This window comes from Spirosoma pomorum, from assembly GCF_054776615.1.
This window is the reverse complement of the sequence record NZ_BAAHBP010000024.1, coordinates 88147-114672: the sequence shown is the minus strand read 5'-3', so window position 1 is coordinate 114672 and position 26526 is coordinate 88147. Positions and strand designations below refer to the sequence as shown.

General features: G+C 54.3%; 13 protein-coding genes. 5 read left to right on the top strand and 8 right to left on the bottom strand.

Translation table 11 applies throughout. The features are described 5' to 3' along the window. Nucleotides 1-108: 108 nt before the first annotated feature. Entirely contained in the window at nt 109-1224 is a 1116-nt protein-coding gene (locus ACYVAD_RS14005; protein ID WP_461140125.1) for a T9SS type A sorting domain-containing protein, read from the top strand. Here ACYVAD_RS14005 and ACYVAD_RS14000 read toward each other — a convergent pair whose 3' ends face one another. The 6 genes from ACYVAD_RS14000 to ACYVAD_RS13975 form a co-directional block, all read right to left on the bottom strand. After that, nucleotides 1225-2202, bottom strand: a complete 978-nt coding sequence (locus ACYVAD_RS14000) for a radical SAM protein (protein WP_461140124.1) — start codon at nt 2200-2202, stop codon at nt 1225-1227. Then, nucleotides 2202-3044 carry an acetyl-CoA carboxylase, carboxyltransferase subunit beta gene (accD, locus tag ACYVAD_RS13995; protein WP_461140123.1) on the bottom strand — a complete coding sequence of 281 codons (843 nt, stop codon included), beginning with the start codon at nt 3042-3044 and terminating at the stop codon, nt 2202-2204. Before accD ends, ACYVAD_RS14000 begins: the two co-directional genes overlap by 1 nt. A gap of 236 nt (nt 3045-3280) precedes the next feature. Next, nucleotides 3281-4201: a T9SS type A sorting domain-containing protein gene (locus tag ACYVAD_RS13990; protein ID WP_461140122.1), complete on the bottom strand. Its 921-nt coding sequence runs from the start codon at nt 4199-4201 to the stop codon at nt 3281-3283. Nucleotides 4202-4231: 30 nt separating this feature from the next. Further along, entirely contained in the window at nt 4232-8719 is a 4488-nt protein-coding gene (locus tag ACYVAD_RS13985) for an Ig-like domain-containing protein (RefSeq protein ID WP_461140121.1), read from the bottom strand. Between the two features lie 48 nt (nt 8720-8767). Continuing rightward, entirely contained in the window at nt 8768-10312 is a 1545-nt protein-coding gene (locus ACYVAD_RS13980; RefSeq protein WP_461140120.1) for a hypothetical protein, read from the bottom strand. A gap of 38 nt (nt 10313-10350) precedes the next feature. Further along, nucleotides 10351-19884 carry a beta strand repeat-containing protein gene (locus ACYVAD_RS13975; protein WP_461140119.1) on the bottom strand — a complete coding sequence of 3178 codons (9534 nt, stop codon included), beginning with the start codon at nt 19882-19884 and terminating at the stop codon, nt 10351-10353. An 854-nt stretch (nt 19885-20738) separates the two neighbouring features. On the opposite strand from ACYVAD_RS13975, the gene ACYVAD_RS13970 reads away from it, so the two are divergent. Genes ACYVAD_RS13970 through ACYVAD_RS13960 form a run of 3 tightly spaced genes read left to right on the top strand, consistent with a single transcriptional unit; the run spans nt 20739 to nt 23001 of the window. Next, complete coding sequence (locus tag ACYVAD_RS13970) at nt 20739-21593, top strand: pirin family protein (protein ID WP_461140118.1); 855 nt, start codon at nt 20739-20741, stop codon at nt 21591-21593. A gap of 35 nt (nt 21594-21628) precedes the next feature. Further along, nucleotides 21629-22336: a DsbA family oxidoreductase gene (locus ACYVAD_RS13965; RefSeq protein WP_461140117.1), complete on the top strand. Its 708-nt coding sequence runs from the start codon at nt 21629-21631 to the stop codon at nt 22334-22336. 32 nt (nt 22337-22368) lie between these two features. Further along, complete coding sequence (locus ACYVAD_RS13960) at nt 22369-23001, top strand: nitroreductase family protein (RefSeq protein ID WP_461140116.1); 633 nt, start codon at nt 22369-22371, stop codon at nt 22999-23001. Nucleotides 23002-23052: 51 nt separating this feature from the next. Here ACYVAD_RS13960 and ACYVAD_RS13955 read toward each other — a convergent pair whose 3' ends face one another. Together ACYVAD_RS13955 and ACYVAD_RS13950 are read right to left on the bottom strand one after the other, a co-directional pair. Continuing rightward, entirely contained in the window at nt 23053-23940 is an 888-nt protein-coding gene (locus ACYVAD_RS13955; protein ID WP_461140115.1) for a cation diffusion facilitator family transporter, read from the bottom strand. 65 nt (nt 23941-24005) lie between these two features. Beyond that, on the bottom strand, nt 24006-25049 hold the full coding sequence (locus tag ACYVAD_RS13950; RefSeq protein ID WP_461140114.1) for an isoaspartyl peptidase/L-asparaginase family protein: 1044 nt from the start codon (nt 25047-25049) through the stop codon (nt 24006-24008). Nucleotides 25050-25319: 270 nt separating this feature from the next. Here ACYVAD_RS13950 and ACYVAD_RS13945 point away from each other — a divergent pair, with 270 nt between their 5' ends. Continuing rightward, nucleotides 25320-26474, top strand: coding sequence for a redoxin domain-containing protein (locus tag ACYVAD_RS13945; protein ID WP_461140113.1), 1155 nt, complete (start codon nt 25320-25322; stop codon nt 26472-26474). Nucleotides 26475-26526 lie beyond the last annotated feature (52 nt).

The window sequence follows — 26526 nt, the reverse complement described above, 5'->3', positions numbered from 1 at the left end:
TGTCTGTGAGATACATACCGCTTAATAAATCTTCATGAGTCAACATACGGATAGATTTTCATCCGTAGTTATTGTAGTGTATTCCGGATTCCCCTTAACGTAAACACCATGAAACCTTTTCTTTGGCTAGGTCTGCTGCTAGTAGGTCTGCAACCCTCCTATGCTACGCATTTGCGCGGAGGCTACATCCGTACTCAAACTACTTCGGCCAACGCCCTGGCGCAGCAGGTGACGCTCATTCTATTTATGGATGAAGTAACTGGTAGGCCAGCTGCTGACGTCAGTGACGTGCAGGAAATTTGTTTCGGCGATGGTACGTCCGCCATGGTCACTCGCACCGGCCGCCAGTACCTGTCTAACCGAACGATCAGTATCAACTCGTATCAGATCACCCACACGTACGCCGGTCCCGGAACCTACACGCTTTCGAGCAGCGCGCTTAGACGAACGCCTATCGAAAATATTCCTTCTGCCGATCAGCTTTTGTTTTCAGTATCAACGATCGTTTCCATTGGCAACCTAGTCAACGTAACACCATCACCCGAATTTAGCCGCGATACGCTGACTGTCAACCAGCGCGCTACAATTCAGTTGCGCGCTAGTGACGCGGACGGTGACAGTTTGACCTACAGCCTAGCCCTGCCAATTGCTCAGCCTAACCAAAATACCTGCTCGAGCGTAATTCCCACCATCAGTTCCTACAAGTTCCCGAATGATTTAACCCGCCAGGGGACTTTTAAGCTCAATCCTGTTACGGGTTCGTTGATCTGGGATGCACCGACGCGGCAGGGGGCCTACAGCGTTGCGCTGTTCGTGGACGAGTACCGGCAAGGGATTCTGATTAGTCGAACGCTGGGAGAAATTATCTTGCTGGTTGTTGATCGCCCTGGTACACCGACGCCCTTGCCTGCCTACGAACCAGCCGTCATTGGCAATAGCCTGGTCACCGCCCTGCCCGAGTTCCACGACGAAGACGTATCGCTGAGCGTCTTTCCCAATCCAGTAGACGATCGATTACAAGTGGTCATTCAGAGCACCCGCTCCCTCCAGGCTACAATCCAACTAATTAACGTCAGTGGTCGGACGATCCATCAGCTTGATTTTGGGAAAGCATCCCGGCAGCATGAACAGGTGATCAGCATGGGCGATCTGTCGGCAGGAACATACCTACTCCGAGCGACTGTGGGGCAGCGCACGTTGACACAAAAAATAGTTAAGCGCTAATTAGAGGAGTTGCTTCCAGGTGCCTTTCATCCAGTTGTATTTGAGCGTACTGGGCAGGGCTTTCCACCAGTACTTGCTCATCTCAACGGCAAATGAGGGCTGCATGTAGCAGTTAATGGCGCAGCCTTCACAAGCAGGCAAACGGCCTTCCAGCGCAACAAGTTTCTGCACCTCCTCCGAGCGGTACAGCGTGTGCAGATCGTTGTCGATAGGGTATTCTTTCAGCCCTAAATGGTAGCAGGGGAGAACGAGCTTGTTTTCGGGCGAAATGACGATGGTCGTACTACCCGCCCGGCACACGGGGTCCGTTACGTGGTTTCCGCCATCGCGCCGGAGCTGAATGAATGCGTCGTTCAGATATACATTCTTCTGCCGACTCCACCAACTCATTTTTTGCAGCGCATCCTCCGAAAACCGGTCGCCGGTTTCAACGGCGTTGTACTCAAAAACCGGATTCAGAATGAGCACCAGGTCGTTCGGCAGGCAGATTTCCTCGTGCATCTGCCGAATCTGGTGGACGTTATGCTCAAAGACCGTAAACAAAACATCCGGACGCTCCCCTAACTGGCGAGCAATCCGGATGGACTCCATTACTTTATCAAAACATTTGACACCCCGCGACTGGTCGTGCTCTTCAGCAATGGGCGAATCCAGCGAGAAATGCAGCATATCCACCAATCCACGCAGCTGCTCAGCCTGTTTAGGGTAGAGCAGGGCATTGGTAGTAACCGTCGTAATTAGTCCCAGTTGCTTCGCTTCCTGGAGTAGCTCGGGTAATTGCCGATGCAGCAACGGTTCACCACCCGTAAAATCAACCACCCGAACGCCCAGCTTTTTCAGATCACGCAGGTTCTGACGGGCGTTTTCGAGGGTAACGTAGGGGGACGGACGCTCCCAAATGTCGCAGAAACTACAACTGGCGTTACAGCGGTATGTTACGTAGTAGTTGCAGAGAACAGGGTGGGAGACGAGCCGCATTAGTGAAGCATCCGGAACAGGGTAGCTAGTTTATCCTTGAGATCTTTGCGGTCAACGATGAAATCCAGGAAGCCATGTTCCAGCACAAATTCAGCGCTCTGGAAACCTTTCGGCAAGTCTTTACCGATCGTTTCCCGAATAACGCGGGGACCAGCAAAGCCGATCAACGCGCCGGGTTCGGCAATGTTAAAGTCGCCCAGCATCGCGTACGAAGCGGTAACGCCACCCGTAGTCGGATCGGTCAGTAGGGATACGTACGGCAGTTTGGCTTCCGACAACAGCGCTAGTTTAGCGGAGGTCTTTGCCATCTGCATGAGCGAAAAACCAGCTTCCATCATCCGGGCTCCACCCGAACGGGAAACCATCAGGAACGACGTTTTATTGGCGATAGCGTGATCGATAGCGCGGGCAATCTTCTCCCCTACTACCGACCCCATCGACCCGCCGATGAAGTTAAAATCCATCACGGCCATGGTGACCGTCTGACCGTGCACCGGGCCATACGCCGTCCGAACCGCGTCTTTCAGACCCGTCTTGTCAATCGTTGTCTTGATCCGGCTCGGGTAGGCTTTCGTATCGACAAACTTCAGCGGATCGCCCGAGATCATATCAGCGTCCAGTTCCGTGAATTCGTTGTCGTCGAAGAGAATCGAAAAATAGGCTTCCGAGCCTACCTTCTCGTGGTAGTTGCAGTGAACGCAGGTAAAAGCATTTAGCTTGTGTTCCCGCGTGTGCATGATTTTTTTACAATTCGGGCACTGATACCAAAGACCGTCGGGGGCTTCCCGCTTCATTTCGGTCGGCGTCTGAATACCCTTATCTTTTCGGACGAACCAGGACATATTCTCTCGTTGCAGTTGGCTTGTTACCGTTTAAATCCTGTAGCCAGGTAAACGGGTTGTAAAGTTACAAAGAAATCAGGTGACCGAATCAAAAGCCTTTACTTTCACGTCGGTTAACCCATCACGATAAGGCTGTTCCTTAGGAAAATAAGGCGTTTCCGTCGATTTCAGGGGCCAAATAAAAAGGCCCATTCGACAATACCGAATGGGCCGGGGTTTATAAATGGTGAAATTGGTTACGAATCTTTGACAATTTTCCGGTTAATTATCTTGTTCCCAACAACGGTTCGCAACATATATGTCCCGCCGGTCGCCTTGTCCATGTTGAGCCGAAACGTATTAACGCCCCGTTTCAGCTCCTGCGTCGATGTCTGGTTAATGTTGCCTTTCATATCGACAATTTCCAGGCGAATCGCGTCGTCCTGCTGCGAAAAGTACTTCACGTTAAGCGTTTCCGCTACCGGATTGGGGTACGCAATGACCGACATTTCTTCGGGTTTCTCTGATGTGCCGTTCAACTGCGCCAAAGCCGCCAGCTTTTTCGCCATGTCCGTCAACACGGTATTCATTGTCGTTGGCCGGGCAAATTGATCCAGTGGCCGGGCGTTCATATTGGCAGTCTGACCGGAGCGGGAGTAAAAACTACTGGCTACGTTCAGGGACATGCGATCATCCGCAATTTTGATAAATGCATCGTTGTTTTCCAGTACCGTTACGTCGCCAGGATTACCATTCTGGCCCGTGAAAGTAAACAATGCTACTGGCTCGCCTTCCTTGAACTCACCGTAATTTGTTTCGCTCGGCGACTTTCCGATCACGTAGTATTCGTAAAAGGGGCTCATGCCTGGCGCAACAAACTCCTTTTGGCGACCAATCTTGATCGGGCTTTTTTCCCAGTTGCCCCGTACATCCTTGATATTTGAGACCAGAAAGTTGGTCGGTACCTTCAGGGTGAATTGCGCCGTCAGCCCTTTTTCTTCCGTATCACCATTGTTTGAGTTCGGCGTGTTATACTCTGGAATAACCCAGGCGGTATACAGCTTCTTATTGGCGTCATACGTAACCATGTACTTGACGGAGAAATTAGAAGCCGACTGGGCTAGAGCCTGGCTCAGGCTCAGTCCGGCAATCAGGATCGTGGCGAGTAATGTTCTCATAATCGAAATGGATTAAGTCTGACTGATTGGCTATCTCCGTCTCGTTTTCGTGATAACGAATGGTACACATACGTTGGCCGGGCAGCAGTTCTGTTCAACAACCACCAGTGGGCAACATCCACCCGCCGGGCAGGTCGAATTCGACGCGCTGAAGGTATACGTACCTGCAGCAACCAACGTGATCGCGTTACCACTACCCACCTGCACGCCATCCTTATACCAGGTCACGTTCGTGTACAGCGCAGGGATAGTCGCCACAACGGCTTCTCCAGTACACACATTGACCGGAACCGATACGCAGCTCTGATCGCTGTTATTAGTGCTATTGGGATCTACCTGATCCAGCGATACCGTCCGGGCATAGTTGAAGGCGATTCCCTCGGCCAATAGTCGTGCGGTAACGGTCAGGATAGCACTGTCGCCTGCTGCCAGTGCCGGAATCGTCAACAGTGAAGAAGCAAACGTACCGACTGTACTTGATCCCGAAACAAACTGAAGACCACTACCCAGGCTGTCTTTAACAACTACATTCGTCGCCCGATCAGCGCCCAGGTTTTTCACTACGATGGTGAACGTTACCACATCATTAACTGCGCGAACCTTGTTGCCCACCAGCGTTTTGGTGACCCGGATATCGGCGTTTCCTGGTGGTTTGGGCAGTACAGTTATACACACTTGCGCAGGCGTACAGATGTTAGTACTGGTAATGTCACAAATCTGATACGTATAGCAGGTGACACCTGTGAAACTGGACGCTGGTGTAAAGCTGATCGTACCATCGGCATTCACTACGGCTGTACCATTAGCAGGAGGGGTTGGTAGGCTAACAACTACGTTTGTCGAACTGGCCGGGCGACCCGTGTTCGTATCATTTGCCAGAATACGGGTGATAACCTCCGTACCCGAAGTCGTCGTGCCACTATCTGGATTCGCAGTGACCGTTACTGGCACCGGAGCAGCGGCTACCGTTACACAAACCTGAGCCGATGAACAGGCACTGGTACTCCGCACGTCGCAGATTTGATATGTAAAGCAATCGACTCCAGAGAAACCAGCCACTGAGCGATACAAAATTCGCCCGTCTGCTGTCAGCGTTGCCGTACCGTTTGCCGGTGGTGTTAATAAATTAACCGTTACGTTCGACGCGCTGACCGGTGCACCCGTATTGGTGTCATTTGCGAAAATATTGATCGTTATGGGTGATCCGGCGGTGGTTGTACCACTATCAGGATTCGCCGTCACCGCTGTTTGGGGGTTGACTGTCACGCACACTTGAGCCGTGGCGCAGACTGTTGTGCTGGCGATGTCGCAAATCCGGTAGGTGTAGCAGGCCGTGCCCACAAAACCCACCGCGGGCGTGAAGCTGATCGTACCGTCGGCGTTCACCACCGCCGTCCCGTTAGGCGACTGCTGGCTCACGCTCACCGTTACGTTGCTCAGACTAGCTGGGCCACCCGTGTTGGTATCGTTGCTCAGCACCGCTACTGTGCTCACCGTACCGGTGGTGATGGTGGCCGCGTCAGGAGTGGCCGTCACCGCCGTCTGCGGATTGACTGTCACGCATACCTGGGCCGTCGAGCAGACCGTGCTGCTCACAACATCACAAATCCGATACGTGTAGCAGGCCGTGCCCACAAAACCCACCGCGGGCGTAAAGCTGATGGTGCCGTCGGCGTTCACCACCGCCGTGCCGTTGGGCGACTGCTGGCTCACGCTCACCGTTACGTTGCTCAGACTAGCTGGGCCACCCGTGTTGGTATCGTTGCTCAGCACCGCTACTGTGCTCACCGTACCCGTGGTGATGGTGGCCGCGTCGGGAGTGGCCGTCACCGCCGTCTGCGGATTGACCGTCACACATACCTGCGCCGTGGCGCAGACCGTGCTGCTGGTGATGTCGCAAATCCGATACGTGTAGCAGGCCGTGCCCACGAAACCCACCGCGGGCGTGAAGCTGATCGTACCGTCGGCGTTCACCACCGCCGTACCATTAGCAGGGGGCGTAGCGATGCTCACCGTTACGTTGGTCACACTGGCCGGGCCACCCGTGTTGGTGTCGTTACCCAGCACCGCCACCGTGCTCACCGTACCTATGGTGATGGTGGCCGCGTCAGGGGTGGCCGTCACCGCCGTCTGCGGATTGACCGTCACACATACCTGCGCCGTAGCGCAGACCGTGCTGCTCACAACATCGCAAATCCGATACGTGTAGCAGGCCGTGCCCACAAAACCCACCGCGGGCGTGAAACTGATCGTACCGTCGGCGTTCACCACCGCCGTGCCGTTGGGCGACTGCTGGCTCACACTCACCGTTACGTTGCTCAGACTGGCCGGACGGCCCGTATTGGTATCGTTGCTCAGCACCGCTACCGTGCTCACCGTACCCGCGGTGATGGTGGCCGCGTCGGGAGTGGCCGTCACCGCCGTTTGCGGGTTGACTGTCACACATACCTGGGCCGTGGCGCAGACCGTGCTGCTCACAACATCGCAGATGCGGTAGGTGTAGCAGGCCGTGCCCACAAAACCCACCGCGGGAGTAAAACTAATCGTACCGTCGGCGTTCACCACCGCCGTCCCGTTAGGCGACTGCTGGCTCACGCTCACCGTTACGTTACTCAGACTGGCCGGGCGGCCCGTGTTAGTGTCGTTGCTCAGCACCGCTACCGTGCTCACCGTACCTATGGTGATGGTGGCCGCGTCGGGAGTGGCCGTCACCGCCGTCTGCGGATTGACCGTCACACATACCTGCGCCGTAGCGCAGACTGTGCTGCTGGCGATGTCGCAAATCCGGTAGGTGTAGCAGGCCGTACCCACGAAACCCACCGCGGGCGTGAAGCTGATCGTACCATCACCGTTCACAACAGCCGCGCCGTTAGGCGACTGCTGGGCGAGGCTCACTGTTACGTTACTCTGACTAGCTGGGCGGCCCGTGTTGGTGTCGTTGCCCAGCACCGCCACCGTGCTCACCGTACCCGTGGTGATAGTGGCCGCATCGGGAGTGGCCGTCACCGCCGTTTGCGGGTTGACTGTCACACATACCTGGGCCGTGGCGCAGACCGTGCTACTCACAACATCACAGATGCGGTAGGTATAGCAGGCCGTACCCACAAAGCCCACCGCGGGCGTAAAGCTGATCGTACCGTCGGCGTTCACCACTGCCGTGCCGTTGGGCGACTGCTGACTCACGCTCACCGTTACGTTACTCAAACTCGCCGGGCGACCCGTGTTGGTATCATTGCTCAGCACCGCTACCGTGCTCACCGCACCCGTGGTGATAGTGGCCGCGTCGGGAGTGGCCGTTACCGCTGTTTGCGGGTTGACTGTCACACATACCTGCGCCGTAGCACAGACCGTGCTGCTGGCGATGTCGCAAATCCGGTAGGTGTAGCAGGCCGTGCCCACAAAACCAACTGCCGGGGTGAAGCTGATCGTGCCATCGGTGTTCACCACCGCCGTGCCGTTAGGCGACTGCTGGCTCACACTCACCGTTACGTTACTCAGACTAGCTGGGCGGCCCGTGTTGGTGTCGTTGCTCAGCACCGCCACCGTGCTTACTGTGCCGGTGGTGATAGTAGCCGCATCGGGGCTAGCCGTCACCGCCGTTTGCGGGTTGACCGTCACACATACCTGCGCCGTGGCGCAGACCGTTGTGCTGGTACGATCGCAGATTTGATATTGAAAACAGGATTGTCCCACAAAACCAACTGCCGGGGTGAAGCTAATCGTACCGTCGGCATTGACGACCGCTGTGCCATTGGCGGGGGGAGTCAAAACGCTTACTGTTACGTTGGCCGAACTGGCTGGACTGCCAGTATTAGTATCATTGCTCAGTACCGCTATCGTACTGGTAGCCCCCGCTGTAATCGTCGTATTATCCGGGTTAGCAACCAGCGCTACAGGAGGCCGACAATCGGCCGGTGGCCCTAAAAGCGTTTGATACTGTTCTAGAGGAACCTGATTGCCACCAGCGGGCTGGCCGGAGCGAGAATAGAAGCTATTTCCAACGTTCAGCGACAGATACTGATCAGCCGCGTTGATGAAAGGATCATTGGCTGGCAAAGGATAAATGGGCCCAAAGCAACCATTACCTTTAAAAGAGAACAGCGGTACCTGCTGGTTAACAGCGAACACACCATAATCCGTCTCGCTCGGCGCCTTCCCAATTACATAGTAGTTCAGGGTTGGGTCCAAAGCTGGAAATCCACTCCAGTTCTGCTGTGGTTGTCCAGGCCCCAGTTTGAGATTGTTTTTATCCCAGGTACCGTTGATATCAGTGATGCTCGAAATCACAAAATCTTTAGGAACAACCAGAGTAAACTGGGCAGTGGCTCCTTTTTCTGTCGTCAGATTGTTGTTGGCATTCGGTACGCTATAGTTGGGAACAACATATGTCGTGTAAGTCTGTGTGGCAGCATCATATATAACCTTGAATTTTACAGAAAAAGGTGATTGCTGAGCCCAGCCTAGACTAGCAAACAGCAATAACCCCAACAATAGCGAAATCGTAGAAATACGCTTCATACAATGTGTGTTTTACCTGGTATCAACAAGCGGTGGGTATGGTACTGCTTAGGGCAGTTGCTCCTTGATGATGAAGAAATTTTGTTTTAGAATATTGCCAGGATGGTTTTTAATCACGTTCTGGAAGATGTAATCCACGTCATTACCCGTACCCTGTAAAATTGTCTCGCCGTTCATATTGATATCCCCTAGGTAGTAGCCCCGTAGTTTAAAGAAAGGAGTCACGAACGAATTGCTTGGCGCGTTGATGACCTGCTGCGAAATGGCATTGACATCGTTATTTGTCCCCTGGAAGATGACATTTTTGTCCACCAGTGAATTGCCCGCCCACAAGGCTACGCCCTGATCAACGACTACTTGTGACTGATTACTTAGGTTGTTAGCTGCCAGCACATACGTCGGTGTCAGCGGGGTCCTGAAGTCAACCACAGTTCCCGTAGTACTCGTTGGAATGGCCGTGCTGGTCATTACGCCCAGGTGGTTTCTATGCTTCACGGCTACGTAGAAGCTGCCTGAACTCACTAGGTTGAAACGCAGGGGCGATAAACCATCTTCGGCTACGATATCCCCATCCCGTTGTACTAATGCTGGCCGACTGTCGACTACCTGCTGGTTATTGGATGCACTTCTCAATTCGACAAATACCCAGTCCACGATCGCATCCTGCCCTGTCCTAGCAAACACAGTTGGACTGACCGCCGACGTTGAGGTAAGGCCCGTCAGACCAAGCGCTGGATAAGGGCTAGTAGTGGGCAGGTAGTTTAGCCGACGGAGGTCGTCTCGCATCAGTACTTCGGGTGAGTTAACCCCGAACAAAGCGCCTTGCAGATAAACTTTAGGCAAAAGCGTTACGTACTGCGGACCGCACACCTGGATGATAGCTGGCGTACCGACATCAACGCAACTGGCCGTAACGGCGCTCAATGATTGACCAACGGATAAGCCCGTCAGCGTACCATCGTTTTTGTAGTTCAACCCGTGGGCCAGGTAGGTACCTGGTGTTGTCACGGTAAAGGAGGCCGTACTGGATACATTCGTAACAATACCGTCCGCATTAGTTAGTGCGTAGGTCGTTGCGTAGTCAGCTGCCAGATTTCCCCCAGAGGCCACAAAACTCACTGTTCCTACAGTGTAATCACAGCCCGAGCCATCCTGTGGACAAACATTGATTGGGAAGGCAGCTGATACGTCAAAACATGAACCCGTGATATTGGCAATCGTTGAGTTAACAGTATTACCTGTTATCCCCTTCGATGTATCATAGTTCAGTGCGTATAATTTGTAATTACCTGCTGCCACGTTGCTGAAGCTGGTTGTAGGGCTGGTGGCAAGAATCTTATCGTTACCATCAGCCAGAATGTACTGTGTGGTATAAGCTGCCCCCATGTTACCGCCTGAGGCTACAAAACTGATTGTGCCAGCCCGGTACGTACACCCAACTTGTGCAAATACTGTACCAAAGGCCGAGGTAATAAAGACCCCTAGCCAGATTGCGTACCGCAGTATTCTGGAGCTAGTTCGACAGGATTTATCTATATAAAAAGACCGCATAGCTTCGTCGATGTTATAGTTTAGTAACGCCCTGGCTTCCATGAAGATACTTCATCAGGGAAGCCAGGATCGTCAACTATTTAGGACTTTTTGAGGGTTGGAGCCTGAGCCTGACAATCATCCGTTGTAAAGCTTATGGACTGACTCACACTACCACCCGGTCCCGAAGCCGTTACCGTGAGCGTGTTTGGCCCAACGGGTAAAGGACTTGTGAGCGTGCAAGCAAAGTTTCCATTCGGCTGAGCCGTCGTCGTGCAAAGCAGAACGTTTTTGCTATCCCTGATTTCAATCGTACTACCTGGCGTAGCTGTACCTGACACCGTTGGTGTTGTGGTCACAGTGGTTCCGATAGGGCCCGTCACCGTCAGACTTGGTACCCCTGAGGCCGTGAATGAAGTCACGTCCGCCACACTCGATCCACCCGCGTTGGTGGCCACCGCCGTCACCGAGTTCACGCCCACCCCCGCGTTGATCACGCAGGAGTACGAGCCTGATGCCGTGGCCGTCATCGAACATAAAGTCGTATTGTTGGGGCCCGTCAGCACCACCACACTGCCCGGCGTGGCCGTGCCCGACACCGTTGGCGTCAAGGTCGTCACTACGTTGCGCGGGCTGTTGATCACCACCGTGGGCTGGGCCACCGCCGTAAAGCTGACCCCCTGGCTGCTCGAACCACCCGGACCCGTCGCCGTCACCGTCACGCTCACCGGACCCACCGGTAGACCACTCAGACCGCACGAGAAGCTGCCACTGGTCGAGGCCGTGGTCGTGCACAGCGTAGTTCCGTTGGGACCACTGATGGTCACCACGCTACCCGGGGTGGCCGTGCCCGACACCGTCGGCGAGGTCGTCGTCGATACCCCCACCGGCTCGGTCACCGTCAGACTTGGTGCCCCCGCGGCCGTGAATGAAGTCACGTCCGCTACGCTCACCCCACCCGCGTTGGTGGCCACCGCCGTCACCGAGTTCACGCCCACCCCCGCGTTGATCACGCAGCTATAGCTGCCACTCGCCGTCGCTGTGGTCGAGCAAAGTGTTGTATTGTTGGCCCCCGTCAGGATCACCACGCTGCCCGGCGTGGCCGTGCCCGACACCGTCGGCGTCAGAGTCGTCACTACGTTGCGCGGGCTGTTGATCGCCACCGTGGGTTGAGCCACCGCCGTGAAGCTCGTTACACTTGGTGCGCTGATGCCACCCGAGTTGCTGGCCACCGCCGTCACTGAGTTCACCCCCGCTGATACTGTTACGGTGCAACTGAAACTACCACTTACTGTGGCAGTGGTCGAGCACAAAGGGGTACCCGTTGGCCCAGTGATGGTCACTACGCTACCTGGGGTAGCCGTGCCCGATACGGTTGGCGTCAGAGTCGTTTCTATATTACTAGGCGACTGAATGGCAATCGTTGGTTGCCCCGCGGCCGTGAATGAAGTCACGTCCGCCACACTCGATCCACCTGCATTGGTGGCCACCGCCGTCACCGAGTTCACGCCCACTCCCGCGTTGATCACGCAGCTGTAGCTGCCACTCGCCGTCGCTGTGGTCGAGCAAAGTGTTGTATTGGTAGCCCCCGTCAGCACCACCACGCTACCCGGCGTGGCCGTGCCTGACACCGTCGGCGTCAAGGTCGTCACTACGTTGCGCGGGCTGTTGATCACCACCGTGGGCTGGGCCACCGCCGTGAAGCTGACCCCCTGGCTGCTCGAACCACCCGGACCCGTCGCCGTCACCGTCACGCTCACCGGACCCACTGCCAGACCACTCAGACCGCACGAGAAGCTGCCACTGGTCGAGGCCGTGGTCGTGCACAAGGTGGTTCCGTTGGGACCACTGATGGTCACCACACTGCCCGGGGTGGCCGTGCCCGACACCGTCGGCGAGGTCGTCGTTGACACCCCCACCGGCTCGGTCACCGTCAGACTTGGTGCCCCTGCGGCCGTGAATGAAGTCACGTCCGCCACACTCGACCCACCCGCGTTGGTGGCCACCGCCGTCACCGAGTTCACGCCCACTCCCGCGTTGATCACGCAGCTGTAGCTGCCACTCGCCGTCGCTGTGGTCGAGCAAAGTGTTGTATTGGTAGCCCCCGTCAGCACCACCACGCTACCCGGCGTGGCCGTGCCTGACACCGTCGGCGTCAAGGTCGTCACTACGTTGCGCGGGCTGTTGATCACCACCGTCGGCTGAGCCACCGCCGTGAAGCTGACCCCCTGGCTGCTCGAACCACCCGGACCCGTCGCCGTCACCGTCACGCTCACCGGACCCACCGCCAGACCACTCAGACCGCACGAGAAGCTGCCACTGGTCGAGGCCGTGGTCGTGCACAAGGTGGTTCCGTTGGGACCACTGATGGTCACCACACTGCCCGGGGTGGCCGTGCCCGACACCGTCGGCGAGGTCGTCGTCGACACTCCCACCGGCTCGGTCACCGTCAGACTCGGCGCCCCCGCGGCCGTGAAGCTCGTTACGTCCGCCACACTCGATCCACCCGCGTTGGTCGCTATTGCTGTCACCGAGTTCACGCCCACCCCCGCGTTGATCACGCAGGAGTACGAGCCTGATGCCGTGGCCGTGGTCGAGCAAAGTGTTGTGTTGTTGGCCCCCGTCAGCACCACCACGCTACCCGGCGTGGCCGTGCCCGACACCGTCGGCGTCAAGGTCGTCACCACGTTGCGCGGGCTGTTGATCACCACCGTGGGCTGAGCCACCGCCGTGAAGCTGACCCCCTGGCTAGCCATGCCCCCCGGACCCGTCGCCGTCACCGTCACGCTCATCGGACCCACCGCCAGACCACTCAGACCGCACGAGAAGCTGCCACTAATCGAGGCCGTGGTCGTGCACAGCGTCGTGTTACCTGGCCCGCTGATGGTCACCACACTGCCCGGGGTGGCCGTGCCCGACACCGTCGGCGAGGTCGTCGTTGACACCCCCACCGGCTCGGTCACCGTCAGACCCGGTGCCCCCGCGGCCGTGAAGCTCGTCACGTCTGCTACACTCACCCCACCCGCGTTGGTAGCCACCGCCGTCACCGAGTTCACGCCCACCCCCGCGTTGATCACGCAGGAGTACGAGCCTGATGCCGTCGCTGTGGCCGAACACAAGGTTGTATTGTTAGCTCCTGTTAGCACCACCACGCTACCCGGCGTGGCCGTGCCCGACACCGTCGGCGTCAAGGTCGTCACTACGTTGCGCGGGCTGTTGATCACCACCGTGGGTTGAGCCACCGCCGTGAAGCTCGTTACACTTGGTGCGCTGATGCCACCCGAGTTGCTGGCCACCGCCGTCACCGAGTTCACGCCCGCTGATACTGTTACGGTGCAACTGAAACTACCGCTTACTGTAGCAGTGGTCGAGCACAAAGGGGTACCCCTCGGCCCAGTGATGGTCACTACGCTACCTGGGGTAGCCGTGCCCGATACGGTTGGCGTCAGAGTCGTTTCTATATTACCAGGCGACTGAATGGCAATCGTTGGTTGCCCCAGGGCTGTAAAGCTGATTACGTCTGCTACACTAGTCCCGCCTGCATTGGTCGCTATTGCTGTCACCGAGTTCACGCCCACCCCCGCGTTGATCACGCAGGAGTACGAGCCTGATGCCGTGGCCGTCGTCGAACATAAAGTCGTATTGTTGGCCCCCGTCAGGATCACCACGCTGCCCGGCGTGGCCGTGCCCGACACTGTCGGCGTCAAGGTCGTCACTACGTTGCGCGGGCTGTTGATCACCACCGTGGGCTGAGCCACCGCCGTGAAGCTGACCCCCTGGCTAGCCATGCCCCCCGGACCCGTCGCCGTCACCGTCACGCTCACCGGACCCACCGCCAGACCACTCAGACCGCACGAGAACGTGCCGCTGGTCGAGGCCGTGGTCGTGCACAGCGTCGTGTTACCCGGACCACTGATGGTCACCACACTACCCGGGGTGGCCGTGCCCGACACCGTCGGCGAGGTCGTCGTCGACACCCCCACCGGCTCGGTCACCGTCAGACTCGGTGCCCCCGCAGCCGTGAAGCTCGTTACGTCCGCTACGCTCACCCCACCTGCATTGGTGGCTACCGCCGTCACCGAGTTCACGCCCACACTCGCGTTGATCACGCAGGAATACGAGCCTGATGCCGTCGCCGTCGTACTACACAAGGTTGTATTGTTGGCCCCCGTCAGCACCACCACGCTGCCCGGGGTGGCCGTGCCCGACACCGTCGGCGTCAAGGTCGTCACTACGTTGCGCGGGCTGTTGATCGCTACCGTGGGCTGAGCCACCGTAGTGAAGCTAACCCCCTGGCTGGCCGTGCCCCCCGGACCCGTCGCCGTCACCGTCACGCTCACCGGACCCACCGCCAGACCGCTCAGACCGCACGAGAACGTGCCACTGGTCGAGGCCGTGGTCGTACAAAGAGTTGTTCCGTTGGGACCACTGATGGTCACCACGCTGCCCGGGGTGGCCGTGCCCGACACCGTCGGCGAGGTCGTCGTCGACACCCCCACCGGCTCGGTCACCGTCAGACTCGGTGCCCCCGCAGCCGTGAAGCTCGTTACGTCCGCTACGCTCACCCCACCCGCGTTGGTGGCTACCGCCGTCACCGAGTTCACGCCCACACTCGCGTTGATCACGCAGGAGTACGAGCCTGATGCCGTCGCCGTCGTACTACACAAAGTCGTACTGTTGGCCCCCGTTAGGGTTACTATACTGCCCGGCGTGGCCGTGCCCGACACCGTCGGCGTCAAGGTCGTCACTACGTTGCGCGGGCTGTTGATCGCTACCGTGGGCTGAGCCACCGCAGTAAAGCTCGTTACACTTGGTGCGCTGGTACCACCCGAGTTGGTGGCTACCGCGGTTACTGAGTTAAGACCCGCCGATACTGTTACTGTGCAACTGAAACTACCACTTACTGTAGCAGTGGTCGAGCATAAAGGTGTACCCCTCGGCCCAGTGATAGTCACTACGCTACCTGGGGTAGCCGTGCCGGATACGGTTGGCGTCAGAGTCGTTTCTATATTACTAGGCGACTGAATGGCAATCGTTGGTTGTCCCAGGGCTGTAAAGCTGATTACGTCTGCCACACTAGTCCCGCCTGCATTAGTCGCTACTGCTGTCACCGAGTTAACACCCGCAAATGCATTGATCACACACGAGTAAGAACCAGACGCGGTTGCTGTCGTTGAACACAAGGTTGTGTTATTAGCGCCTGTCAATACTACCGTCGCATTTGGGGTAGCTGTTCCTGACACCGTCGGGCTCAGACTAGTCACGACGTTACGTGGCGAAATGATGCTCACCGTGGGTAGAGCTAAAGCCGTGAAGCTGGTCACACTAGGGGTGCTGGTGCCGCCCTGGTTGCTGGCCACCGCTGTCACCGAAGTTACGCCTGGGCTCACCGTAACCACACATGAGAAGCTGCCGCCCGCTGTGGCTGTTGTCGAACACAGGGTGGCGTTACCAGGACCACTGATAGTGACCACGCTGCCTGGCGTTGTCGTGCCCGACACAACCGGACTTGTTGAGGTCTGCGTATTACTTGGCGACTGGATGGCTACCGTTGGAGCGGCTACCGCTGTGAACGTTGTGACGTCCGACACACTCACCCCACCCGCGTTCTGGGACACAGCCGTAATCGAGTTAACACCCGCCGTTACGGTTACTATGCACGAGTAGGAACCCGAAGCTGTCGCTGTCGTGCTACATAAGGTAGCACTGGTAGCGTTCGACAGCGTCACTACGCTGCCCGGGGTAGCCGTACCCGATACGGTCGGGGTCAAATTCGTTATTATGTTGCGGGGTGATACGATACTCACCGTGGAAGCCCCCACTGCCGTGAACGCTGTGACGTCGGCGACACTAGTGCCACCCGCGTTCTGGGACACAGCCGTGATTGAGTTGACACCCGAGCTCACCGTCACCACACACGAATACGAGCCCGAAGCTGTCGCTGTGGTTGAGCACAGGACCGTGTTGTTAGCCCCCGTCAGGGTCACCAGACTGCCCGCCGTAGCCGTGCCCGACACGGTTGGGGTCAAACTCGTCACTACATTACGAGGAGACACGATGCTCACCGTCGGTGGAGCCAGTGCTGTGAATGTCGTTACGTCGGCTACGCTCGCACCACCCGCATTTCGGGAAATAGCTGTGATTGAATTGACACCTGCCGTTACGGTTACGACGCACGAGTAGGTGCCAGCCGCCGTGGCGGTTGCGCTACATAACGTAGCGTTGGTCGGACTTGATAAGGTTACCACACTACCTGGTGTAGCTGTGCCCGATACGGTTGGCGTCAAACTCGTCACCACGTTACGAGGAGACACGATGCTCACCGTGGGTGGAGCTAAAGCCGTGAAGCTGGTCACGCTAGGGGTGCTGGTGCCGCCCTGGTTGCTGGCCACCGCTGTCACCGAAGTTACGCCTGGGCTCACCGTTACCACACACGAGAAACTGCCGCCCGCCGTGGCTGTTGTTGAACACAAAATCGTACTGCCTGGACCATTGATAGTCACCACGCTGCCCGGCGTTGCCGTACCCGATACAATCGGACTTGTTGAGGTCTGTGTATTGCTTGGCGACTGGACGGCTACCGCTGGAGCCCCCACCGCCGTGAACGTTGTGAGGTCGGCCACGCTCACCCCGCCCGCGTTCTGGGACACAGCCGTGATCGAAGTCACCCCCGAGCTCACCGTCACCACACACGAATACGAGCCCGAAGCTGTGGCCGTGGTTGAGCACAGGACTGCGTTGTTAGCCCCCGTCAGGGTCACCAGGCTACCCACCGTGGCCGTGCCCGACACGGTTGGGGTCAAACTCGTCACCACATTACGAGGAGATACGATGCTCACCGTCGGTGGAGCCAAGGCCGTGAATGTCGTTACATCGGCCACACTCGCTCCGCCCGCATTTCGGGAAATGGCTGTGATTGAGTTGACTCCTGCCGTTACGGTTACGACGCACGAGTATGAACCCGAAGCCGTAGCGGTCGTACTGCATAAGGTAGCGTTAGTCGGGCTTGATAAGGTAACCACACTACCCGGTGTAGCCGTGCCCGACACCGTTGGGGTCAGACTGGTCTCAGCGTTCCGAGGTGTTTGAATGGCTACTGTTGGGGACGCCACCGCCGTGAAACTAGTTGTCGCTGGCGTTGGACTCACCCCTAGTGGCGTAATAACGATAGCTGTTAGTGAGTTGATACCTGCCGTAGCACTAATCACGCAAGAATAACTACCACCCGCTGTGGCTGTCGTGGAACAGAGTGTAGCGCTGTTGGCGCCGGTAATAACTACTGTACCTCCTGGAGTAGCCGTACCAGATACGGTTGGCGTTAAGTTCGTTTGTACGTTACGTGGGCTATCAATACTGACACTTGGTGCAGCACTCACGCTTACGGTTGGTGAACAGGCTCCCGTGGCATCTGATGCGCTAACGGTTAGTGTGCGGGTACCAGCACCACCGGTTCCATCATAGGCTATAGGGATGGAAATCGCTGTTTGACTGGTTACAACAGTCAGGGTGATGGATGTTGGCACTGATGTAAAGCCATTTCCCGTAACCGTAACGACAACAGCACCAGGCTGACTAACAGTGATTGGTACGGTTAGCGTACCGGTTGAGGCTGTCCCCGCTACAAATACTCCGACTTCTGTTGCGTTAGCGCAGTTACCAAAGGCGATGGTCCCTTGTGCTACCCGGAAGTTAACCTGCGTACCATTATTGGGGTAACTACTCAATACATTAGTGACGTTGGCGTTAATCGGACCGAAGGCGGCATTATTGGTATCTACGCTACTATCCAAGCCATCTCTGTCAGCATCTGTTCCAGCTACCGCGAGTCCTGCTTCAGTACGATCTGGTCGAGTATCATTATCACTGTCTGTATCTTTATAATCGGGTTGATCAGTACCGTCAGTATTGATAGGCGTTAAGCCGTTTGTCGACGTGTACGCCAGCGGTAAGCCCTGTGCATTAACAGCGGTTATCGCACCTGGGGCAATATAGCCAGCAGTGGTTTGCGCTTCAATATTATCTGGAATACCATCGCCGTCGGAATCCAGATCATATATATCTGGAATTGAATCCCCATCTGTATCGACCAGAGGACCACCTTCTGTATCATCTGTAATACCGTCATTATCATCATCAATGTCGTTTGCGTTCGGGATACTATCACCATCCGTATCCAGAACAGCTACGCAAACTTTATTTGTAAAGGCTATATCACCAGATCCATCGAATGTAAAACCAGCTTCTAAATTCGATGTTCGCAGATTGGAGATACGATAGATAATATCAAATGACGCTATACCAACAAAATTGATTGTTGCGGCAAAGTTGGAAGAATTTCCTGTGCTCTGATTTTGTGTTCCTTGGAAGCGAACAAAGTTGGCATTTGATTCATTCGTTACTGTTACTGTCCCACCTTGCTCTGTCGCATAGGAGAATAGATTTGTTTTCGATATATCAAAAGCCTCTGTTCTGGCATTAGTGTTACTAATGGCAATTAAATCGAGATCTCCTATCGTTAACGAAGCCTGCACCGGAACAGGAGTATTCGTTCCGGTTCTAACAAATGACCAACGAACAGTTGCAGTAGCGCTGTTTGGAGCCGTAGCTGTCCCAGAATTACCCGTTAATAAGAACTGAGCATCATTTCCTACGTTTGTAAACTCTACTCCTGCGTATGTACCACCAATCACTTGGCCTATAATATCAACCTGCAGACCATTGAGCGTAGCTACATTAGTATAGCGTGCTATTGGGTTTGTAGTAGTACCGGTTATTACTGGTGTACCAAACGTAAACGCAGTAAAGCCATTTTGCCCCGCTGTTGGACAGGGAGCAACTGCAATATCCACTGTAGCCGAAGCCGTTGTTGTACAACCATTTGCGTCGGTTACGGTAACTGTGTAAGTACCTGGATTAACACCCGTTATATTTTGCGCTGTGCTGCCGTTACTCCATGCATACCTATAAGGAGAACGTCCGCCCGACACGGTCAGGTTTACAGCACCATCTGCTGAAGTGGCGCCTGTAGCATTCACTGCCGTAGCGGTAGCCGTTAACGTTGGAAAGAGTGTAAACGGATAAAGAATCTGCGTGGTGTTAGCAACGCTCAGCAAACTACTAACGGTAATCTGCACCCGGTTAAATGGTTTTGTTGTTGTCAGTGCAACGGCTGGTTGTGTACCAAGAATGGGCGTAAGCAGATTTAACGATAGTAGATTACTTCCTCCACTCTGCTCCTGCTGGGTACCATTCAGATAAGTAGTTACCGTTATTGCATTCAGTAAACTTGCACTGATCGCACTTCCTGAGTTACTTAGAACAAAACCAACCGTAGTACTGGCAGGTAATGTCTCGCCTGCTCCAACAGTAATCTGTCCACCACCACCAAGTACGCCAACAAACGTACTAACAGTTGCGGAGTTGTTTACGCTAGGGTTATCGATCAGGTTACCCGGGTTCGTTACGGTTCCAGGAACCAACCCAACTCCACCTGACGATACAATGGTAGCTGCGAAGTTGTTAGTCGTGAGCGTTCGGTAGTTACAGGCAGTTGTCTGCGCCTGTCCCTGTGTCAACGATAACAGAAGCACCAGCAGCGAACCGATAATGGTGGCTACCGGCTTCCATCGGTTCATACCGGCAGTCAGTCCCATTACCAATAACAAATTCCTCAGGGGAGAGAGCTCTCTCCATGAGGATCGTGACAGAATAAATTTAGACGTACAGTAAACGGTTGATTCCATAAATTGGATCTAAAAGTGAATGGCTCAAGAATTACCTTTCAACGAGAAATTTCCGATGCGTCCCGGGCAGGCTTACTCCGGCACTAACTCGCTAAGTGCACTAATTGGTTAATAATGTTTACTTGTGATAGCTAGAACATACGAATCCTGTCCTTATTTCCATATAAGGCCATTTCAAGTACTCTAACTATACCTTGGATTTCATTTTGATTACAACAGAGATATGACTTCAGGCGATCTTGCGACCTAAGAGTTGGTATCTACGCTAGGTATTCCCCTCTGCTGTTTGCAGAAACTATGCCAATGAGCGTTTTTTCTAGCGTTGCGATACACATTACCCAGAAGCATGAGGGGATTTATTAAGTCGTGTAGCGATTTCTATCTTTGCCCTGCTAAGGCTTCTTTTGTAACAAAAAGTGAGCCATTCTCTGCCTGCTAGTGCCTACTTTCGAGGTCATCTCAGCGACATGAACTTTATCGATTTTTCAGGAAGGCGGACAAAACGGATGGATTTTTAATTTCCCCTGTAGGTGCAGTCAATTATCAGTTGATTGCGCCTATATATATCCTATATATATACGGTATAAACACAGTTGTACTCCTTTGCCAAGCGGCATCTTCTTAGTGAACATTTTCATCTTTCTTCATATAAAATGACAATCCGTGAGACAGCTGGAACTTTACACTATGTCTTCTAGTTAACACTGTTATAAAAAGTAACTAAGAGCAAGAAATTAGCTATCCCGATGCCCATTATCAAGAAAATTAGTGCAGCTGATTATTCACCTATTGCTGATTTGATTACGTATCGGGCATTACCGACCCGCTCAGTTGAGTACGTTGATCCTTTCTTGTTCCTAAATCATCACGGTCCGCAACACTACCCACCGCATAACAACGGCCTTCCTTTTGGACCGCATCCACACCGCGGTATGGAAACCGTTACGTTTATTATTGACGGTGACATTGCTCACAAAGACAGCAGCGGCCATGAAAGCGTTATCGAAGCGGGTGGGGTTCAGTGGATGACAGCCGGTAGCGGCCTGATTCACGCCGAGGTTTCATCCGATCAGTTCATAGAAGAAGGCGGTCAGCTGGAAATCCTACAATTGTGGCTCAATTTGCCAGCCCGGTCTAAAATGACCAACCCTTTCTATAAAGGGCTTCAGCGGGCTGACATTCCCCGTATAAAGCTGGATGGAGATCGGGTGACGGTCAATCTGATCTCGGGCGATTGGGATGGGCAAGCAGCAGCGTTCACTTCCGATACGGGAGTAGCCTTACGCACCATTTCCTTCCAGCCCGGAGGCCAGCTGACTGTTACTATTCCGGAAGGGCATTCTCTCTTTTTTTACGTTATCCGTGGGGCTCTTGACGTGAATGGAACATTGGTAAAAGCACTTCATCTCGCTCAGTTCGATCAGGCTGGAGGAGACTTAACCATCCAGGCCGACCAGGAAAGTATTCTGTTACTAGGCCACGCCGAACCATTGAATGAACCCGTGGTCGCACAGGGTCCTTTTGTGATGAATACCCAGGCTGAGATCACGCAGGCCTACGACGATTACCGAAAAGGCAAATTCGGAAGCTGGTCGCACTAATACTACCTAACCTGATAATCAATTATTTATCCATCATGGATGTAGAAATCTGGAGTGACGTCATGTGCCCTTTCTGCTACATTGGCAAGCGGAAGTTTGAGCAGGCACTTAACCAATTTCCGAACCGGGACGATATCCGGATCATCTGGAAAAGTTTTCAACTCAATCCGGATATGCAGACGGATCCGGAAACGTCGATCAACCAGTATCTGGCCAACGTAAAAGGCTGGAGCCTGGAACAAGCCGAACAAATGAACGATCGCGTAACAGCAATGGCTCGGGAAGTGGGTTTGACATATCGCTTTGACAAAGCGGTAGTCGCAAACTCCTGGGATGCCCATCGGCTTATTCAACTAGCCAAACAACACGGTCTGGGTGATGCCGCCGAAGAACGTCTGTTCAAAGCTTACTTTACTGAAGGACGTAATACGGCCGACCACACTACCCTTCTGGAACTGGGGACCGATATTGGTCTGGAAGCCGATGAAATTACGGCAATGCTATCCAGTGATCAGTACGGACAGGCCGTTGATCAGGACTTGTACGAAGCTCGTCAGATTGGCGTTCGGGGCGTTCCCTTTTTCGTGCTGAATCACAAATACGCCGTATCTGGTGCGCAGCAACCGGAAACCTTTCTGGGTGCACTGCAAACAGCCTGGTCAGAACTCCCCCAAAAAACCGTCCTGGACAGTGAAGGACCTGCCTGTGCTCCGGACGGCTCCTGCGAATTACCAACTACATAATCTATATCAACCAATTTTTACCAAATCCAACTATGGAATTACTTGATGCCATGAACTGGCGGTATGCGGCCAAACGTATGAATGGCAAAACCGTACCCGAAGAAAAAATAAACACAATCCTGGAAGCCATTCGCCTGTCGGCTTCTTCCGTGGGGCTACAGCCCTATAACGTGATTGTTACGGATAGCCACGAGCTGAAAGGTAAAATTCATCAACTGGCCTGCCCACAACCACAGATTGTAGAAGGGTCGCACGTATTGATTTTTGCGGCCTGGTCATCCGTGGAAGCTGAACACATCGATAAATACATTCAGCTGATTGCCGACACGCGTAAAACCGCCGTTGAGTCGCTGACGCCCTTTGCCGACTCGATCAAAGGCAATATACTCAACATGCCCGTTGAACAGCGGTACAACTGGGCTGCCCGTCAAGCCTACATCGGTCTGGGATCTGCCCTGATCGCAGCTGCGGTAGAAGAAGTAGACGCTACCCCAATGGAAGGTTTCAACGCCCAGGCGTTGGATGAACTGCTGGATCTGAAAGCCAAAGGCTTACAAAGCGTATCTGTACTGGCGTTAGGGTATCGGGATGCTGAGAATGACTTCCTGGCCAAGGCTCCTAAAGTAAGACGGCCCGCCGAAGATTTCTTCCTAGAAATGGCCTAGTCTCTGGCGATTAGCAATAAGCCAGCACGTCAACGTGCTGGCTTATTACGTTTAAGCCGGTTCAATATGTATCAGAACATCATAAACAGCAGGTTTCGCTTTCAGAATTGCGTCTTTGACAGCGTGAGCAATGGCATGGCCCTCTGTAACTGTCAACTGCCCGGGAACCAATACGTGCAGATCGACGAAAAATTCGAAGCCGGTTTTTCGCACTCTGAATTTGTCGATCCCCTGCACTTGCGGTACGCTCATCGCCAAAGCTTCCAGTTCCTGCTGCCAGTCACCAGCGGGTACTTCATCCATGATTTCGCCAAACGATGGGCGGAAAATGGCATAGGCATTGTAAACAATAAAGCCTGATGCTAGCAGCGCAGCCCAGTCGTCAGCACTTTCATAACCAGGGCCACCAATCAGGGCAATGCTGATCCCAACAAAGGCCGTCAGGGATGTAACGGCATCGCTGCGGTGGTGCCAGGCGTCGGCCTTAACGGCGTTACTGTCGACTTCATCGCCTACTTTAGCTACCCGGCGAAACAAAATTTCCTTAACAACAACGACAGCCGCCAACACGATCAACGTAAAGGGAGCTGGTGTTTCGTGAGGCTCCTGAATGTGCTGAATACTTTGTACAGCAATCAGAATAGCTGCGCCAACCAGCGCCATCGAGACCACAATCGCGGCCAATGGTTCAGCCTTACCGTGACCATAGGGATGGTCCTGGTCAGGCGCTTTGGCAGCCGTACGCAGTCCAATCCACACGAATAGTGACGTCAGGATGTCTGTTGCTGACTCCATGGCATCAGCCAGCAGCGCGTAGGAGTTACCAAACCAGCCAGCTAATCCTTTCGCCAGCACCAAACCGGCGTTGACCAGTATACCGACAAGGGTTGTTTTCTCTCCTCGTTTCGCTTTATGTGGTTCCAGGGGCTTTACTTCCATGCAGTTCTGTCATCAGGACCTGTTTTGTCAACAAACAAAAACCAATTCTGAATAATTGACCAACTTTAGGCAAAATGACTTTCTGACGGTACAATTTTGGGGGCTTCGTCACTCTGAGTAATTGTGTAGCTAAATCCTTTCTGTACCGAATAGGCGCCAACCTCGCCCTGTTTGTTAACAGCGATAAAACCTACCTGAAACGTTTTGGCCTTCTCCGGGTTGATTTTGATGATCCGCTCAACGGCACGCTTGCAGGCTTCCTTCGGCGACAAACCCGAGCGCATGCCTTCAACGACGAGGTGAGTTCCGCAAGTCCGGATAACTTCTTCGCCCTGCCCTGAGCAGGTAGCAGCGCCAACTTCATTATCGACGTAAAGGCCAGCCCCAATAATTGGCGAATCGCCAACCCGACCGCGTAATTTAAACGCCATTCCACTGGTGGTACACATCCCTGACAGGTTACCCGCGCCGTCCAGTGCAATCGTTCCCATGGTATCGTGGTTCGGCGTCCCATCGTCAAAGTAGGAAGGCGCGAACGGACCACCTTTTTTGCCCGACGGCTTCTGATTCTCAATATTGATGATCGGCTTGTATTCCGATTTTTTCAACCACTCTTTGTAGGTCTTTTCAGCATCGGTCGAAAGTTTTTCGGGCTCCTGCTTAAAGCCGTTAGCCAGCGCGAACTGGAGCGCTCCTTCCCCGGCCAACATAACATGGGGGGTTGTTTCCATCAGCTTGCGCGCCACCGAAACAGGGTGCTTAATGTGCTCCAGAAAGACGACAGATCCACAATTGTATTTGTCGTCCATGATGCAGGAATCCAACGTAACATAGCCGTCCCGATCCGGGTTTCCACCCAGACCAACGCAACAACTGATATCGTTCTCGATAGCAATACCGGCCTGTTCAACCGCATCCAGTGCGCGTCCTCCTTTCTTCAGTACGGGCCAGGCCGCACCATTAGCAATAGTACCGCTGTCCCAGGTCGAAATAACGAGGGGTTTATTGGCTGCCACAGCACGGGCTGTCGTACGGGCGAAGGTTTCGGTAAGGCTGGTGAAAGGTACGGCTAAAGCACTCCAGCGAAGAAAAGACCGTCTTGATGACATAGTTAAAAGGTGGTTAGCGTCGACTATTCGTACACTCAGTTAGACAATTTACAACGCGGATTTGATGTGCGTTGGTAACGTAAACGGAAGTGTCTGTTTTTGCAAAATAACTATAAATTGAGGGGTTTACGCATAAAAACACCGGTGAAGTCGTAGCTTTAAACTGTCAAGTTTATTCACGGAACTGACTCACGAAATATTCTTTGCTTGTTTTCTGGAGTTTGATCGGCTCCATAACGCTTCCTTAACACCGTTAATTAGCTTATTTCCATGAAAAAGAAGTGCATCACCGCTTTAGTACTCGTATCAGCTCTGGCCGTTGCTCAGCATGGCTTTGCTCAGAGCGGGCCCTTTACGCTGCAAGGGAAACTTGGCACGACGAAAGCTCCTGCCAAAGCTTATTTACGCTATATGGCTAAAGGAGCCACGCAGATGGACTCGGCTCTGGTCAGTAACACGGGTACGTTTGAATTCAAGGGTACTGTCGACGAACCCCACCAGGCCACTCTGCTTGTTGATAAACTGGGAACGGGTTTTAGCCGGAGCCGGCCCACTCCGGCCACGGGTATCTACCTGGAGCCAGGCACCATTGCTGTTATTAGCCCCGATTCGCTGAACAACGCCGTTGCCAGCGGAACGACCCTGAATACCGACAACCACAAGCTAAAAACGCTGCTGAAGCCGGCCACCGACCAAATGGCGGCTTTGATGAAAGAATACCGGTCAGCAACGCCTGAACAGCGTCAGTCGAAAGAGTTTGAAGCCAGCATCGACAAGCGGTACGAAGCCATTCAGGCGGATCAGAAAGTCTTCTTTAAACAGTTCATCCAGGCTAATCCGAAGAGTCTGGTGAGTCTGGATGCGTTACGTTCCTATGGTGGCTCCTTTCCGGAGTACAACGAAGTAGAACCCCTGTTTTCTAGCCTATCAGCGGATATTAAAAACACGCAGATGGGACAGTCGTACGCTAAGATGCTGACAGCCGTTAAGCAAACTTCGATTGGCGCCGTTGCCCCCGATTTTACGCAGGCTGATACGCTGGGTAAGAACGTGGCGCTGCACGATTTCAAAGGCAAATACGTACTGGTTGATTTCTGGGCGAGCTGGTGTGGTCCCTGCCGGGCCGAAAATCCAAACGTCGTTAAGAATTTCAACGACTTCAAAGACCGTCAGTTTACCGTATTAGGCGTATCGCTGGACCGGCCTAACGCTAAAGACGCGTGGATCAAGGCTATTCACAAAGATAATCTGACCTGGACGCACGTATCTGACCTAAAATTCTGGGATAACGAAGTAGCTAAAATGTACGGTATTCGCGCCATTCCGCAGAATTTCCTGATCGGGCCCGACGGTAAGATCCTGGCGAAAAACATCCGTGGCGAAGAACTCGGCAAAAAGTTAGCGGAGCTGCTCCCGGCGAAATAAGAAAAGGATAGACGTAAGCATAAAGACAAGAGAGGCAAGACGTAAGAGAAGA

What these genes read in the sequence shown, in the direction of transcription:
- ACYVAD_RS14005 (WP_461140125.1), top strand. Translation starts at nt 109, where the DNA reads ATGAAACCTTTTCTTTGGCTAGGTCTGCTGCTAGTAGGTCTGCAACCC.
- ACYVAD_RS14000 (WP_461140124.1), bottom strand. Translation starts at nt 2,202, where the DNA reads ATGCGGCTCGTCTCCCACCCTGTTCTCTGCAACTACTACGTAACATAC.
- accD (WP_461140123.1), bottom strand. Translation starts at nt 3,044, where the DNA reads ATGTCCTGGTTCGTCCGAAAAGATAAGGGTATTCAGACGCCGACCGAA.
- ACYVAD_RS13990 (WP_461140122.1), bottom strand. Translation starts at nt 4,201, where the DNA reads ATGAGAACATTACTCGCCACGATCCTGATTGCCGGACTGAGCCTGAGC.
- ACYVAD_RS13985 (WP_461140121.1), bottom strand. Translation starts at nt 8,719, where the DNA reads ATGAAGCGTATTTCTACGATTTCGCTATTGTTGGGGTTATTGCTGTTT.
- ACYVAD_RS13980 (WP_461140120.1), bottom strand. Translation starts at nt 10,312, where the DNA reads ATGGAAGCCAGGGCGTTACTAAACTATAACATCGACGAAGCTATGCGG.
- ACYVAD_RS13975 (WP_461140119.1), bottom strand. Translation starts at nt 19,884, where the DNA reads ATGAACCGATGGAAGCCGGTAGCCACCATTATCGGTTCGCTGCTGGTG.
- ACYVAD_RS13970 (WP_461140118.1), top strand. Translation starts at nt 20,739, where the DNA reads ATGCCCATTATCAAGAAAATTAGTGCAGCTGATTATTCACCTATTGCT.
- ACYVAD_RS13965 (WP_461140117.1), top strand. Translation starts at nt 21,629, where the DNA reads ATGGATGTAGAAATCTGGAGTGACGTCATGTGCCCTTTCTGCTACATT.
- ACYVAD_RS13960 (WP_461140116.1), top strand. Translation starts at nt 22,369, where the DNA reads ATGGAATTACTTGATGCCATGAACTGGCGGTATGCGGCCAAACGTATG.
- ACYVAD_RS13955 (WP_461140115.1), bottom strand. Translation starts at nt 23,940, where the DNA reads ATGGAAGTAAAGCCCCTGGAACCACATAAAGCGAAACGAGGAGAGAAA.
- ACYVAD_RS13950 (WP_461140114.1), bottom strand. Translation starts at nt 25,049, where the DNA reads ATGTCATCAAGACGGTCTTTTCTTCGCTGGAGTGCTTTAGCCGTACCT.
- ACYVAD_RS13945 (WP_461140113.1), top strand. Translation starts at nt 25,320, where the DNA reads ATGAAAAAGAAGTGCATCACCGCTTTAGTACTCGTATCAGCTCTGGCC.